Annotated in this window: 16 protein-coding genes; 10 read left to right on the forward strand and 6 right to left on the reverse strand. The window is 58.5% G+C overall.

Annotated features, from left to right (window positions below):
- The first annotated feature begins 126 nt into the window (after positions 1–126).
- Both thyX and ACOQOY_RS17720 read left to right on the forward strand, forming a co-directional pair.
- Positions 127–1,038: an FAD-dependent thymidylate synthase gene (thyX, locus tag ACOQOY_RS17715; RefSeq protein WP_420586666.1), complete on the forward strand. Its 912-nt coding sequence runs from the start codon at positions 127–129 to the stop codon at positions 1,036–1,038.
- 53 nt (positions 1,039–1,091) lie between these two features.
- On the forward strand, positions 1,092–1,400 hold the full coding sequence (locus ACOQOY_RS17720; protein WP_420586667.1) for a hypothetical protein: 309 nt from the start codon (positions 1,092–1,094) through the stop codon (positions 1,398–1,400).
- Positions 1,401–1,482: 82 nt separating this feature from the next.
- On the opposite strand, the gene ACOQOY_RS17725 is transcribed toward ACOQOY_RS17720, so the two are convergent.
- A complete protein-coding gene (locus tag ACOQOY_RS17725; protein WP_008758035.1) occupies positions 1,483–1,689 on the reverse strand; it encodes a cold-shock protein in 207 nt (68 codons plus the stop codon).
- A gap of 215 nt (positions 1,690–1,904) precedes the next feature.
- Between ACOQOY_RS17725 and ACOQOY_RS17730 the strand changes: the two genes are divergently transcribed.
- Positions 1,905–2,222: an ArsC/Spx/MgsR family protein gene (locus ACOQOY_RS17730; RefSeq protein WP_420586668.1), complete on the forward strand. Its 318-nt coding sequence runs from the start codon at positions 1,905–1,907 to the stop codon at positions 2,220–2,222.
- Between the two features lie 41 nt (positions 2,223–2,263).
- Entirely contained in the window at positions 2,264–2,632 is a 369-nt protein-coding gene (locus tag ACOQOY_RS17735) for a hypothetical protein (protein WP_420586669.1), read from the forward strand.
- 1 nt (position 2,633) lies between these two features.
- Here ACOQOY_RS17735 and ACOQOY_RS17740 read toward each other — a convergent pair whose 3' ends face one another.
- The 5 genes from ACOQOY_RS17740 to thrS all read right to left on the reverse strand — a co-directional run bounded on the left by ACOQOY_RS17740 (position 2,634) and on the right by thrS (position 7,305).
- The gene (locus ACOQOY_RS17740; RefSeq protein WP_420586670.1) at positions 2,634–3,152 is read right to left on the reverse strand and encodes a DoxX family protein; all 519 of its coding nucleotides are present in this window, start codon (positions 3,150–3,152) and stop codon (positions 2,634–2,636) included.
- On the reverse strand, positions 3,149–3,910 hold the full coding sequence (locus tag ACOQOY_RS17745) for a putative DNA-binding domain-containing protein (protein WP_420586671.1): 762 nt from the start codon (positions 3,908–3,910) through the stop codon (positions 3,149–3,151). The genes ACOQOY_RS17740 and ACOQOY_RS17745 overlap by 4 nt, the downstream gene beginning before the upstream one ends.
- Entirely contained in the window at positions 3,907–4,764 is an 858-nt protein-coding gene (locus ACOQOY_RS17750; RefSeq protein ID WP_420586672.1) for a DUF692 domain-containing protein, read from the reverse strand. Before ACOQOY_RS17750 ends, ACOQOY_RS17745 begins: the two co-directional genes overlap by 4 nt.
- A gap of 72 nt (positions 4,765–4,836) precedes the next feature.
- The gene (locus ACOQOY_RS17755) at positions 4,837–5,124 is read right to left on the reverse strand and encodes a DUF2282 domain-containing protein (RefSeq protein ID WP_420586673.1); all 288 of its coding nucleotides are present in this window, start codon (positions 5,122–5,124) and stop codon (positions 4,837–4,839) included.
- A gap of 222 nt (positions 5,125–5,346) precedes the next feature.
- A complete protein-coding gene (gene thrS / locus ACOQOY_RS17760; RefSeq protein WP_420586674.1) occupies positions 5,347–7,305 on the reverse strand; it encodes a threonine--tRNA ligase in 1,959 nt (652 codons plus the stop codon).
- Between the two features lie 193 nt (positions 7,306–7,498).
- On the opposite strand from thrS, the gene ACOQOY_RS17765 reads away from it, so the two are divergent.
- The 6 genes from ACOQOY_RS17765 (at position 7,499) to ACOQOY_RS17790 (ending at position 12,806) form a co-directional block, all read left to right on the forward strand.
- On the forward strand, positions 7,499–8,248 hold the full coding sequence (locus ACOQOY_RS17765) for an alpha/beta fold hydrolase (RefSeq protein WP_420586675.1): 750 nt from the start codon (positions 7,499–7,501) through the stop codon (positions 8,246–8,248).
- Positions 8,248–9,240 carry an alpha/beta hydrolase gene (locus tag ACOQOY_RS17770; RefSeq protein ID WP_420586676.1) on the forward strand — a complete coding sequence of 331 codons (993 nt, stop codon included), beginning with the start codon at positions 8,248–8,250 and terminating at the stop codon, positions 9,238–9,240. Before ACOQOY_RS17765 ends, ACOQOY_RS17770 begins: the two co-directional genes overlap by 1 nt.
- 155 nt (positions 9,241–9,395) lie before the next feature.
- Positions 9,396–10,202, forward strand: a complete 807-nt coding sequence (locus tag ACOQOY_RS17775; RefSeq protein ID WP_420586677.1) for a hypothetical protein — start codon at positions 9,396–9,398, stop codon at positions 10,200–10,202.
- Between the two features lie 17 nt (positions 10,203–10,219).
- Positions 10,220–10,834: a hypothetical protein gene (locus ACOQOY_RS17780; protein ID WP_420587269.1), complete on the forward strand. Its 615-nt coding sequence runs from the start codon at positions 10,220–10,222 to the stop codon at positions 10,832–10,834.
- A gap of 84 nt (positions 10,835–10,918) precedes the next feature.
- Complete coding sequence (locus ACOQOY_RS17785; protein WP_420586678.1) at positions 10,919–11,635, forward strand: alpha/beta fold hydrolase; 717 nt, start codon at positions 10,919–10,921, stop codon at positions 11,633–11,635.
- Between the two features lie 212 nt (positions 11,636–11,847).
- Positions 11,848–12,806, forward strand: a protein-coding gene (locus ACOQOY_RS17790) for an IS630 family transposase (protein ID WP_420583699.1) whose coding sequence is annotated in 2 segments (ribosomal slippage) — positions 11,848–12,189 and positions 12,192–12,806 — 957 coding nt in all. Because the reading frame shifts where the segments join, the coding sequence is not laid out codon by codon here.
- Positions 12,807–12,936 lie beyond the last annotated feature (130 nt).

Here is a 12,936-nt window from a genome sequence, read left to right on the forward strand (position 1 = left end):
CAACCGTGTCGAGGGGTAACGCGGACACATTTTCGGTTAACCGGGAAAACGCGCACATATGGCGGTTCCTGTCAGAGTATTGCCGAGATATAGTGGTGGCCGACTCATTGCTGGAAAGGAACTTTCATGCCGCTGTCCTCTGACCAACTGGCCGAGATCGAAGCGCAAAGGGCGCAATCGCATCCAACTCGCCGCGTTGTGGCAGAGGGGATGGAAGAGCACCTGTATTCCGCGCATCAGGTCCTGGACCACGGATTCGTGCGTGTGATCGACTATATGGGCGATGATGCAGCGATCTGTCAGGCGGCGCGCGTGTCTTACGGCAAAGGCACCAAGTCGCTTCAAAATGACGAGGGGCTGATCCGCTATCTAATGCGCCACTGGCATTCGACTCCGTTTGAGATGTGCGAGATCAAGCTGCACGTCAAATTGCCCGTCTTTGTCGCCCGGCAATGGATTCGCCACCGCACGGCGAATGTAAACGAATACTCGGCGCGCTATTCGATTTTGGACCGTGAGTTTTACATCCCCGCGCCCGACCATGTGGCTGCCCAGTCCGAGGTGAACAATCAGGGCCGCGGCGATGCGCTTCAGGGGGAGGAGGCCGCGCGTGTTCTTGAGATGCTCAAGGTCGACAGTGCGCGTTGCTATGACAATTATGAGGCGATGATCAGCCAGGATGGTCAGCAGGGATTGGCGCGCGAACTGGCGCGGATGAACCTGCCTGCGAATATCTATACGCAGTGGTATTGGAAGGTGGACCTGCACAACCTGTTCCACTTCCTGCGTCTGCGGGCCGACCCTCATGCCCAATACGAAATCCGCGTCTACGCCGACACCATGTGCAAGATCGTCGCCGACTGGGTGCCTTTCGCCTACAAAGCGTTCGAGGATTACCGTCTGGGTGCCGTGAACCTGTCCGCGCAGATGGTCGACAGCCTGCGCCGCATGTTGGCGGGTGAGGCCGTGACGCAGGAGAACTCAGGCATGACCGCGCGGGAATGGCGCGAGTTCGAGGCCGTTATCCGCAAGGACTGATCGCGCATATCGTTTGTCTATACAGAGTGTCATGGAGCTGTTACATATAGCTCATGACATTCTCTGCGATAACCCGCGTAACTTTCCTGAGCGTCGCTCTGGCTTCACCTGTGGTTGCCAAATCGCCAATTGCCGAAGTGATCTGCGAACCGACGGCCCGGATGCACGATAAGCTTGAACGTCAGTTCCGGTCGGAACGGACCGCAACCGGCATGCGCGGACCGGAACAGGTGATGGAAGTTTGGACCAGCAAATCCGGCGACTGGACGATGGTGGTTACCTACGCCACTGGGACGTCCTGTATCGTGGCGATGGGCGAAGACTGGCACACTCATGCCGAGAGTGACCCGGCGCGAGGGTAAGGTTTTCTAACCTTGGAAGATCGGTCAACGGCCGGAAATTGGCCGTTGGCCTGTTTTGGTATCCCGCAGAAAGCGGAGTGTCTTATAACGGCTTCAAATCAGCTGCCATTTGGCGGCCATCACGTCCGTCTTGCAACTCGTATGAGACTTTCTGATTGTCAGCCAGTCCGGTCAGACCGGACCGTTCAACGGCCGAGATATGAACAAATACGTCCTTGCCGCCTTCATCGGGGGCAATAAACCCGTAGCCTTTCGTGGTATTAAACCATTTCACGGTGCCAGTTGGCATTTCCCGTGTCTCCTTCTACTTACACGTTGTCCCACAAAATTAGTGGGGGCAGTGATTGACGCCGCCGCAAAACATCACCGTACCGCCCACACGATACAGCCCGATTTGCGTGTTTCGTCTTTTTCAACATTGCACGGTGAAGTAAAAAATCAAGAAATACCGGAAGTCGCAGACGAATTTGCGAAAAGTTGAACAAAAAACAGGAGCCTTCGAAAATGCGCCTTTATGGCTTGAAAAACTGCGACACCTGCCGCAAGGCGTTGAAATCACTTCCGAATGCTGAGTTTGTGGACGTCCGCGCCGACGGTGTGCCGGATTCTGTGATGCAGCAGGCTTTGGACGCCTTCGGCGGGGCCTTGCTCAACACGCGCTCTACAACCTGGCGTGGATTGGATGAGGCCGAGCGCGCGCGACCTTCGCTAGACCTGCTGGCCGATCACCCGACTCTGATGAAACGCCCGTTAATCGAGCACGATGGCGCCCTGTATCTGGGTTGGACGGCAGAAACCAAGGCGGGGCTTGGCGTTGCCTGACCGGGTAACTATGTGAAGTGACGCAAGTTAGAGGGTACTGAATGCGCAACGCAGCTATGATTTTGGGCGTGATCGCCGGTTTAATCGGGATGATCGTAGGCTTCTTCGGCTATGGCCGGGTCGAACTGATCGAACACATCGGAGAGATCGAAGGGATCCTGCAACAGCCTGACAATCCGGGTTTGGTGCAGGCTGTTTCGATCTTTGCGCCGCTTCTGGCCATTGCAGGTGGCGCAATGGCCCATGCGCGGGCCTTGGTCGGCGGGGCATTGCTGCTGATCTCAGCTGCCGGGATGTACTACGCGTTTGGGTTCAACGTGTTTACCATGTTCCCGGTGGCATTTGCGGCCGTGGCGGGCCTCCTTGGGCTGGCCGCGGGTAAACCGGACGAGCCCAAGGCGCATTTTTAAGTTACTTCAGGCGCAGGATGCGATCGAGTGAGATCGGGCCTGCGCCGTTGATGAGGATTACCAGGAACAGGAAGGTCCACATCACGCGCTGGTCCATCAGCGAGATAGCGTTGTCGAACAAACCGCCCAGTTTTACGCCGTGGCCGGTGACGTCGGTCAAGGTCTGAACCCAGATAAAGCCGATCATGCCAATGGCCGCCAGACGGGTGAACAGCCCGACCAAAAGCAGCGCAGGCAGGACGAATTCAGCGACGGTGCCAAAGAAGATCACAATGCGCTGGAAGAACGTCATCTGAGTCACGTCATACAGGACGGCTTCGGCAGCTTTTGGAAAGATTTGACCAAAGGCGCCCGCCGACGGCGAAAAGATCGAGCCGTCGACTTTCGTCATGGCCGAATTCCAGAAGTAAAACAGCAGGACTGCGATGAACACGACTCGGGCAAGGGTCGGTGTCAACCAGCCGGAGGTCACCTCCAAACGTCCCAGGGTGTTGTTGTGTAATGAGATCAGGGCAGTCATGTTGCCAGCCTTTCGATAGTCACAGATGTAATGGCGCCGCCCTGCAAGAGCAGCGCCAGAGTGGCCCCAAGGTCAAATTCGGGGGATGCGGCGGCGGTTTTTTCAAACGCGCTGCCAATGGTTTGTCCGGCCTGAAGGCCCGCGATCCAATGCGCACCGCCTTCGGGCAGCAGGTGCGGGGCCGGGTCATATTCAGGTCTGGTGATCAGAACGTCTTCGGCTTCGGCGGCAGGTTTGGGCGCGCCGTCTTCGGTATTGAAGCGCCAGATCGAATAGATCGGCCAGTCCGATTGAAGAACTTGCATCGACGGGGCCAGACCCAGCCGCGCCTGCATGATGTCTTCGGGGGGGATGGCCAAGGCATCTGACGGCGCGGCCTGACTGTCGGCGGCGTGGTAGGACCGGCGCAATGCCAGTTCCAGCCGCGCGACGTCTGGCAGATAGCCAAGATGCGAAAGCTGTTCCATCCCAGCCAGAAAGCCGGGGAAATCTTCGCCATAGAACATCATAAGGGGGGATGAGGGCGGATGCTTGCGCAGGAAAATCCCTGCCAGCCCATCCATGTTCTGAGGGCCAAGCAATTTGGTGATGACCGGAAAGGCCTGATGCATCGCCTCGGTCAGGGACACGGCGACATTGTTGCGATAGACGCTGAACCGGCGTCCGGCGGGTTGTTCCGCAGCGTCCAGCAACCCCTCGGGTATGGCTGCCGTTGGGTCCAGCAGCGCAGAGTGAAAGGTGGTTTGCGAAACGCTCATGCCGGGATGCGGTCCAAGGCCGCCTGTGCGCGGTCTGCCTCGGCCCTTAAAACAGGCCAGTCGGGTACATCCGTATCCCATTCGACCAGCAGCGGTTTCGGGCCGGACTTGTCCAGCACATAGTCCAGCAGGGCCCAGACCGGGTCGACAACCTCGCGCCCGTGGCTGTCGATCAGCAGCGGGAGGCCGTGGTCATCCTCATCCTCATCATGACCGCCAAGGTGGATTTCGCCGACCTGATCCAAAGGATAGGCGTCGATATAACCTTGCGGCGAGAAATCCAGATTGGTGGCCGAGACAAAGACGTTGTTCACGTCCAGAAGCAGGCCACAGCCCGTGCGGCGGGAGATCTCACGCAGGAAATCGGGCTCGGACCACGTGCTTTCCTCGAAAGCCAGATAGCTTGAGGGGTTCTCTAGCAGCATTTTCCGCCCGACGGTTTCCTGGACCTGATCAATATGCTCGCAGATACGGGCCAATGTGGCGTCGGTGTAGGGCAGGGGCAGCAGGTCGTTCAGGAAGTGACTGTCATGGGTCGACCACGCCAGATGTTCTGAAAAGCTGGCGGGGTTTAGCCAGCCGACCAGATGTTTCAGACGGGCCAGATGATCGGGGTCCAGCGGGCCTTCGCCGCCAATGGACAGGCCAACGCCGTGAACCGAGATCGGAAATTGTTCAGAGAGATGGCGCAGCTGGGCCAGAGGACGCCCACCGTCACCCATGTAGTTCTCGGCGTGGATTTCAAGCCAGGAAACCGGGTGCGCATTGTCCAGAATCTGCGCGAAGTGCTGAGGTTTGTAGCCGACGCCCGGCGCGGCAGGCAATCTGTTTGGTCTGGTTGTGTTGTCCAACATATGTTTGCTCCCCAGTCACGACGAAGAGGCGGGCGATATGGCCCGCCCCTTCGGTTTTTCGAAAGCTCAGGCTTATGCCGGCAGATCGCGTTCCAGCGGCTCCAGCGAGCCTTTGCGGTTGTCCGGCAGTTCGATATCGGCGCAGGTGCCCGCGTCGACCAGAGTCCAGGCGTTGCCCTGATAGTCTACGGTCGAGGTGCCCGCGCAGGTGGTGCCGGGGCCAGCGGCACAGTCGTTCTGACCGGCCAGCGATACGCCATAGCATTTTTCTTTGGCTTGTGCGGTGGCAGTGGTGGCTGCGCCCGAAACGGCAGCTGCAACAGCGCTTGCGATGACCAGTGTTTTTGCGGTTTTCGACATCTCGATAATCCCTTTTGATGATTGCGTATGTCTGCTTGTGACAATGACAAAGGTAGTAGTTACAGGGCCACAGTTAAATTCACGAGCCCGTGTCTCACAACCCCGTCAGGATATGACATGCCCACTTGAAGGTTAACAAGTTGTTTTTGAAATAAAAAATGGCAATTGTTTCAATCCGGCCCCTTGTTTGGGGCCGGATTTCCGGCAAATTGCTGCCGAATGTTACAGCAGGTCGGGTGGGGTAGCCGCCTGTGAAAGCTCAATTGTTACAGCGTCAAGCGGTTGAACCTGTGTTTGTTTTTCGCCCAGACGGCGGACACTGACTGTGCGTTCCTCGACTTCGCGGTGTCCGACGGCCAGAATGACCGGCACTTTGCCAACCGAGTGTTCACGCACCTTGTAGTTGATCTTCTCGTTGCGGATGTCGGCCTCGGCCCGGACACCAGCAGCTTTGAGCGTTTCAACCACTTCGTTCACGTAATCGTCTGCCTCGGAGGTGATCGAGGCGACTACGACCTGACGCGGAGCCAGCCAGAAGGGCAGCTTGCCTGCGTGTTCCTCGATCAGGATACCGATGAAGCGTTCGAACGAACCCAGCGTCGCGCGGTGCAGCATGAACGGACGGTGTTTCGCACCGTCAGCCCCGATAAAGCTGGCGTCCAGCCGCTCGGGCAGGTTGGGGTCAACCTGCAAGGTGCCGCATTGCCATGTCCGACCGATGGCGTCGGTCAATGTGAACTCAAGTTTGGGACCGTAGAACGCGCCTTCGCCTTCGAGGATTTCATACTCGTACCCGGCGGCCTTGCAGGCATCGCCAAGGGCTTTCTCAACCAAATCCCAGCTTTCATCCGACCCGATGCGTTTTTCCGGACGAGTGGACAGTTTGATCGTCCAGTCGTGGAAGCCCAGATCGGCATAGACCTTGGACAGGAAGGCAATGAACTTGGCAGTCTCGGATTCGATCTGATCCTCGGCACAGAAGATATGACCGTCATCCTGCGTAAACCCGCGAACCCGCATGATGCCATGCAGTGCACCTGAGGGTTCATAGCGTGCGCAAGATCCGAACTCGGCCATGCGCAGGGGCAGGTCGCGGTAGGATTTGAGGCCCTGATTGAACACCTGCACGTGGCAGGGGCAGTTCATCGGTTTCAGCGCGTTGATCGCTTTTTCGCGGGCATGGTCCTCGTCGACTTCGACGATGAACATGTTTTCCTGATACTTGTCCCAGTGGCCCGAGGCCTCCCACAGCTTACGGTCGACGACCTGAGGGGTGTTCACCTCGACATAGCCGTCGCGTTCCTGCATCCGGCGCATGTAGTCCTGCAGGGTGGTGTAGATTTTCCAGCCGTTCGGGTGCCAGAAAATCTGGCCCGGGGCCTCTTCCTGCATGTGGAAAAGGTTCATCTCACGGCCCAGCTTGCGATGGTCGCGCTTGGCGGCCTCTTCCAGCATGTGCAGGTGGGCTTTGAGCTTTTCCTTGCCGGTGAAGGCCACGCCGTAGATGCGTTGCAGCATGGCGCGGTCGCTGTCGCCGCGCCAATAGGCACCGGCGATGGACATCAGTTTGAACGCGTCGCCAGGCACCTGACCGGTGTGCTGCAGGTGCGGGCCGCGGCACAGGTCCTGCCAGTCGCCGTGCCAATACATGCGCAGCGGTTCGTCGCCCGGAATGGCGTCGATCAACTCGACCTTATAGGGCTCGTCATTGGCGGTGTAGAAATCAACCGCGCGCTGACGGTCCCAGACCTCGGTGGTCACAGGGTCGCGCTTGTTGATGATTTCCTTCATCTTTTTCTCGATCAGGCCGAGGTCTTCGGGCGTGAACGGTTCCGCCCGGTCGAAGTCGTAATACCAGCCATTGTCGATAACGGGGCCGATGGTGACCTTGGTGTCGGGCCAGATTTCCTGCACCGCGCGGGCCATGATGTGCGCCAGATCGTGACGGATCAGCTCATTTGCTTGCGCCTCATCCTTCATGGTGTGGATGGCGATCTGCGCGTCTGACTCAATAGGCCATTGCAGGTCCCAATGCTCGCCGTTCACGGTGGCCGAAATGGCCTTTTTCGCCAGCGAGGTTGAGATATCGGCAGCCACCTGCGCGGGCGTTACGCCTGCGTCGTAAGAACGTGCATTGCCATCGGGAAAGGTGAGTGAGACGGATTTTGAATCCAGGGCCATATCGGCTCTCCTCGTCGGTTTGGCGCCCACTGAACGCCCGGTTGCGGGTTATGGTGTGTGGCTGATTTGGCAGTTGCAGCATGACCTGTCAAGACCAGAAGGCCGACGCGCTGACGCTGCGGGAAGGTAGAAATCGGGAATTGCGACCTTGGGGCTGCCGTGCATGATGTCACTCAAACGAAAAGAGGGTTTCATGGCAGCGACGGATTTTCTGGAAACACCGCAGGGACGGCGACTGGCTTATCACAAGAGTGAGGGTGCAGGACCGACCATCGTTTTTCTGGGTGGGCTGAAATCGGATATGGAAGGCACCAAAGCGGTGCATCTTGAAGCCTGGGCGCAAGCGCGCGGGCAGGCATTTCTACGGTTTGATTATTCCGGGCATGGCGAGAGCTCCGAGACCTTCACGGATGGATGTATCGGCGATTGGCATGAGGATACGGTCGCCGCAGTGACCGCGCTGACCGATGGGCCTTTGATCGTTGTGGGGTCGTCCATGGGCGGATGGCAGGCGCTGTTGCTGGCCAAAGCGATGCCCGAGCGAATTGCAGGCATGGTCACGATCGCAGCCGCGCCGGATTTCACCGAGGACGGTTATTGGGCCTCGTTCAACGATGAGCAGAAGGCCGCGCTGAATAGTGTCGGTCACGTGGAACTCCCGTCGGATTACATGGAGCCGTACATCATCACCAAACGGATGATTGAGGACGGACGGCAGCGTTTGGTGCTGCGGGACCCGCTGGACTTGCCGTTTCCGGTGCGGTTTCTGCAGGGAACGGCGGATACGGCGGTATCCACTGAGACGGCAGTGCGTTTGCTGGAACATGCCACCAGTCCTGATATGCGCCTGTTGTTGGTCAAGGATGCGGATCATCGGTTCTCGGACGGACCATGTCTGGGGCTGATCGAGAACGCGGTTCTTGAGGTGATGGGAGGCAACTGATGCGACGCTTTGGATGGTTTTTGGGGCGTCTGCTGCTGGCGTTGATTGTTGTCGGTGGGCTGATCTATTGGTTCGGGCCGCGTGAAGAGGTCGACCTGCATCCCCGCTTTGATCCGCGCAAGTTTGGCGAGGGCGTTCAGGTGTATTTTGAAAGCACCGAGTCTGCCTACGACGACATTGTTCCGGGTGTTGAGAAGCGCGTGGTCTGGCAGGACGGGTTCAAAGAACAACGCACGCCAATTTCAGTTCTCTATGTCCATGGCTTTTCAGCCTCGTCCGAGGAAATCCGTCCGGTGCCTGATATGGTGGCCGACGCCTTAGGGGCCAATCTGGTTTACACGCGCTTGCAGGGCCATGGCCGGGACGGCAGCGCGATGGCCGAGGGGACAGCTGCGGGCTGGATGCAGGACATGGCCGAAGGGCTGGCGGCAGCACGGGCCGTTGGGGACAGGGTCGTTGTGATCTCGACTTCGACCGGCGGAACGCTTGCAGCCGCAGCTGCGCTGGATGAAGAGCTGATGCAAGACGTGGCCGGTTTGGTGTTCGTTTCGCCCAATTTCGGAGTGAACACGCCGGGCGCGTGGATACCCGGCCTGCCATGGGCGCGGACCTGGCTGCCCATGCTGATGGGGCAAGAACGTGACGTGTCCGGCCCGGACCCGGAAAAGAACAAATACTGGTCAGCGGTCTACCCGTGGGAGGCTGTGGTGCCGATGACTGTGTTGGTCGAAACGGTCTATGCGCTGGATTTCTCGGGAGCGCAGGTTCCGGCGCTGTTTTGGTTCTCGGATGACGATCAGGTGGTGCGCCCCGATCTGACGCACAAAGTGGCCGAGGCCTGGGGTGGCCCTGCAACGGTTGAACTGGTGACGATGGGGCCGGGGGACGATCCCATGTCGCACGTGATTGCAGGACGCCTGATGTCTCCGGGCCAGACCGACGCGACAGTGGCAGGTATTCTGGCGTGGCTTGAAAGGATTGGAGTGCTGTAAGCGGGCAGGGAGATGCGATTGGCTATGTTGTTTGCCGTGATGCAACGGGGCTTTCGGGATGATCTGGCATGCTAAGCACGCACGCTTCACATCAGGTTGCGGAGTATATTCAGGCGCGACTTCCGAAAGACGAGCGTGGCTTTAACGACCAAGCAATGACTGCCTGGCAGTTTGGGTGCATGACCCTGTGTGCATTGGGATATGCCAGGCCAGAGCCATGGGGTGCAGTTCCGCTACCCCTGCCGAATGAGCCGAGCGTCCGACCTTTGTGCGATGACCTTGCCTTTGCGGTTCTGACGCTCGCCGGGCAATGCCAAGAGGTCACGTGGCTGCGAATGAACGGGCTGCCGCCAGCTGTGACGACCGCGCCACGTTGGATGCGGATTGGCGAGACCAGTCCATGGCCACCCGCGCCGCCAACTGTCAAAAGCGCGCATGGGCTCGGTTCGGCGCGGATTTCACCTGAGGCCCAGAGCCTGCTTTCAGAACTGGGTGTAATCGAAGGCGCATACTGGACCGCGACGGCACCGGCCACGCTGTGGCGTCTGCAACCCCGAGCATGGCAATTGGATGTGCCTGGCACGAGCGAATTCTCAGAAGGTCTTGATCGCTGCATCGCAACTATACCGCACGACCTGATGGGGCAAATTCAGGCGATCGGTGCACCCCCTGACCGGGATGAGATCGAACGGTTAGTGCAGGATGCCATACTCAAAGAAGAGGAGTGGGCGCAAAGCGTCCAAAGCCAGGGTTTCACGCGTCCGCCTCTTGACGAAAACAGGTTGCGTGCAAGACTGGTGGCCGGATGGGAGCGCTTGAAAACCCATGAAGTTGAGCAAAAGTTTTTTGAAAGGTGGCGCTTGGATCATGGATGGTATCCGAAGGACAATCATCTGCTGCCCCTGTTTCACGATGCCTTGGCCAGCCAAATGCTAAAGGCTGTGCGTCAAAAGGTAGGCTGATGCGCAAGCCGGGTAGCATGTGGAGCCTTGAGACGCTGGGCCGCGTGCGTCTGTCCCGGCATTTCTTCATGCGGGATTTCCTGTATTCCGAGATCGGGAATTTCCATGAAAAGCAGAACTTTCCCGAAAAACCCGACCTGGCCATCGAGACCGGACGTGCCTTTTGCCAGACCTTGCTGGACCCGTTGGAGGAAACATTCGGACGCATCGCGGTGCGGTCTGGATATCGTTCCCCTTCGCTAAATCAGTTTGGCAATGAAAACCACCTGAACTGCGCGCGCAACGACAACCCGATAGAGTGCCATATCTGGGATCGCGGCGAGGGCGACGCGCGGATTGCCGGGGCCTCGGTCGTCATTCCTTGGTTTGCCGATCAGTACGATGCCGGGCGGGATTGGCGTGATCTGGCGTGGTGGATGCACGACTACTTGGAGTATTCCGAGATCTGGTTCTTCCCCAAACTCTGCGCGTTTAATCTGGTGTGGCGGCCCAAACCCCTGCGTCGGATTGACAGCTACATCGCGCCGCGCGGCTGCTTGTTGCGACCGGGGGACGAGCCGGAAGAAGACTCGAAAACGCGCCGCAGTCGATATGCGGATTTCCCGGCCTTCCGAGGGATCAATTATCCCTGAGGTTTGACTTGCTCGCCATCACATTTCGCCTCATTCTGGTGCCAATGAAGAGTGTTTAATAGTGAATGTTGTGTGAGGCCCTGCGTGATCGAGCCGCTGGTTTTACTGCCTGAAATGATGTGTGACGCGCGGCTGTTCGAGCCTCAGATCAGCGCCCTGTCACGGCAACGCGCCGTCATGGTCGCTCCGGTCTCGGTAGGAGAGCGGATTGAAGAGATCGCATCGGCCCTGCTGGATCAGCTACCGCATCGCTTTGCGCTGTGTGGGTTGGGCATGGGAGGCGTGGTCGCGCTGGAGCTTGTGCGACGCGCGCCGGACCGCATATCGCGTTTGTGTCTGATGGCGACGGATGCGCAGGCCGATACACCCCAGCTGGCGGCCATGCGTGAGGAATATCTGGTCGGGGCAAAAGCCGGGCGGCTTGAGGATGTGATGTGCCGAATAATCGGTTCGGATTCAATGGCGCCCGGGCCTCAGCGCATCCCGATTTTAAATCAGGTCATCTCAATGGCGCAGGATCACGGGCCCGAAGTGTTCGAGCGTCAGATCCGCGCCTTGCAGCGCCGCCCGGACCAACAGGCCGAGCTGCGGCAGATTAAGGTGCAATCGCTGGTTCTGTGTGGGGCGCATGATACGTTGACGCCAGTACGGCGGCACAGCTTTATGGCGGATCTGATACCCAATGCCGAGCTGAAGGTCATCGCTGATGCCGGGCATTTGCCGACGCTTGAAACGCCTGAGATCGTGAACGGCGCGCTCGCCGATTGGCTCAGTACTCCTGTGCCGTTGGCTTATGCGTAAAACTTGGCTCGTTCGGCTTTGCTTAGGATTGTTGGCTGCGCTACCGGTTCACCAGTCCCAGAGTCAAAGAACGGCGTGTTCTTCCAACTGCCGGAAATCCATGACCGACCCAGCCGCCCTAGCAAACCTAAAGCTTTTCGAGCAAAGTTTGAATCGGCAGGGTTCCCCTGAGGTTTGATTTGTGATTCACCCTTTTTGGGAGGATCAGGAATATGCCAGCACCGTTGCCAAAGGAACTACGAGATCGTTTTGCGCGCTTGATCGAAGAAGGGCTGTCAGGGAGGGAGGCGTCGCGCCGTCTTCAGGTGTCCGCCGCGACCGGTGCGCGTTGGAGACGCCAGATACACGCGTCTGGCGCGGCCCAAATTGCCCCGATGGGGCGTCCACCGGGCAGCGGAAAGTTGGCACCCCATGTCGGGTTCTTCCGCGAGTTGTTAGCTCAAGACCCCGACATTACCCTTTTCGAGTTGCGCGATGCGCTTGCCGATGCTGTGGGGATCACTGTTCATCATTCGGCCATTGCCGGATTGTTGAAGCGCCTTGGCTTCACTCACAAAAAAAGTCGCTGGTGGCCACCGAACGCCGTCGCGCCAAGGTAAGACGACAGCGCGACGATTGGTCTGCTTATCGTTCGCCAGCCATCGCCCGAATGCCGGACCGCGTGGTGTTCATCGACGAAACGGCGGTAAAGACGAACCTCACCCGGCTCCGTGGCTGGGCACCTCAAGGAGAACGGCTGACCATGGACGCGCCGTTTGGCAGTTGGGGTACACAGACGCTGATCGCGGGGCTGACTCAGGACGCGTTGATCGCGCCGTGGGTCATCAAGGGCGCAATGGATGGCCCGGCATTCGCCGCCTACATCCGAGAAGTCCTCGTCAAGGAAATAGCGCCCGGCACTGTCGTCATCCTCGACAACCTAGCCACGCACCGGAACAAAGAGGCAGCACAGGCCCTGCGTGACCATGGATGTTGGTTTCTCTACCTGCCACCATACTCGCCCGACCTGAACCCCATCGAACTAGCTTTCTCAAAACTGAAAGCCCATTTGAGACGGATCGGGGCGAGAACCTTCACCGAAGTCTTCGAGGCTATCGGATCAATCTGCGATCTCTACGATCCAACAGAGTGCTGGAACTACTTCAAGGCCGCAGGATATGTTGCAAACTAATCTCGAAAGGCTTTAGTACTACAGTTGCGCATTGAGGCGGGACTTTCGATGGGCTCTGGCAGCAGCGGCCTGATGTGTTCTTCGCCAGAGGGACCATCCGAGAATGAAGGCGTCAGAAGGGGGCGTTGGG

The organism is Ruegeria sp., from assembly GCF_965221235.1.
In the GTDB taxonomy this organism is placed as follows: domain Bacteria; phylum Pseudomonadota; class Alphaproteobacteria; order Rhodobacterales; family Rhodobacteraceae; genus Ruegeria.

Bases quoted from the DNA above. Each gene is read 5' to 3' on its own strand.
- thyX (WP_420586666.1), top strand. From the start codon at position 127: ATGCCGCTGTCCTCTGACCAACTGGCCGAGATCGAAGCGCAAAGGGCG.
- ACOQOY_RS17720 (WP_420586667.1), top strand. From the start codon at position 1,092: ATGACATTCTCTGCGATAACCCGCGTAACTTTCCTGAGCGTCGCTCTG.
- ACOQOY_RS17725 (WP_008758035.1), bottom strand. From the start codon at position 1,689: ATGCCAACTGGCACCGTGAAATGGTTTAATACCACGAAAGGCTACGGG.
- ACOQOY_RS17730 (WP_420586668.1), top strand. From the start codon at position 1,905: ATGCGCCTTTATGGCTTGAAAAACTGCGACACCTGCCGCAAGGCGTTG.
- ACOQOY_RS17735 (WP_420586669.1), top strand. From the start codon at position 2,264: ATGCGCAACGCAGCTATGATTTTGGGCGTGATCGCCGGTTTAATCGGG.
- ACOQOY_RS17740 (WP_420586670.1), bottom strand. From the start codon at position 3,152: ATGACTGCCCTGATCTCATTACACAACAACACCCTGGGACGTTTGGAG.
- ACOQOY_RS17745 (WP_420586671.1), bottom strand. From the start codon at position 3,910: ATGAGCGTTTCGCAAACCACCTTTCACTCTGCGCTGCTGGACCCAACG.
- ACOQOY_RS17750 (WP_420586672.1), bottom strand. From the start codon at position 4,764: ATGTTGGACAACACAACCAGACCAAACAGATTGCCTGCCGCGCCGGGC.
- ACOQOY_RS17755 (WP_420586673.1), bottom strand. From the start codon at position 5,124: ATGTCGAAAACCGCAAAAACACTGGTCATCGCAAGCGCTGTTGCAGCT.
- thrS (WP_420586674.1), bottom strand. From the start codon at position 7,305: ATGGCCCTGGATTCAAAATCCGTCTCACTCACCTTTCCCGATGGCAAT.
- ACOQOY_RS17765 (WP_420586675.1), top strand. From the start codon at position 7,499: ATGGCAGCGACGGATTTTCTGGAAACACCGCAGGGACGGCGACTGGCT.
- ACOQOY_RS17770 (WP_420586676.1), top strand. From the start codon at position 8,248: ATGCGACGCTTTGGATGGTTTTTGGGGCGTCTGCTGCTGGCGTTGATT.
- ACOQOY_RS17775 (WP_420586677.1), top strand. From the start codon at position 9,396: ATGACTGCCTGGCAGTTTGGGTGCATGACCCTGTGTGCATTGGGATAT.
- ACOQOY_RS17780 (WP_420587269.1), top strand. From the start codon at position 10,220: ATGTGGAGCCTTGAGACGCTGGGCCGCGTGCGTCTGTCCCGGCATTTC.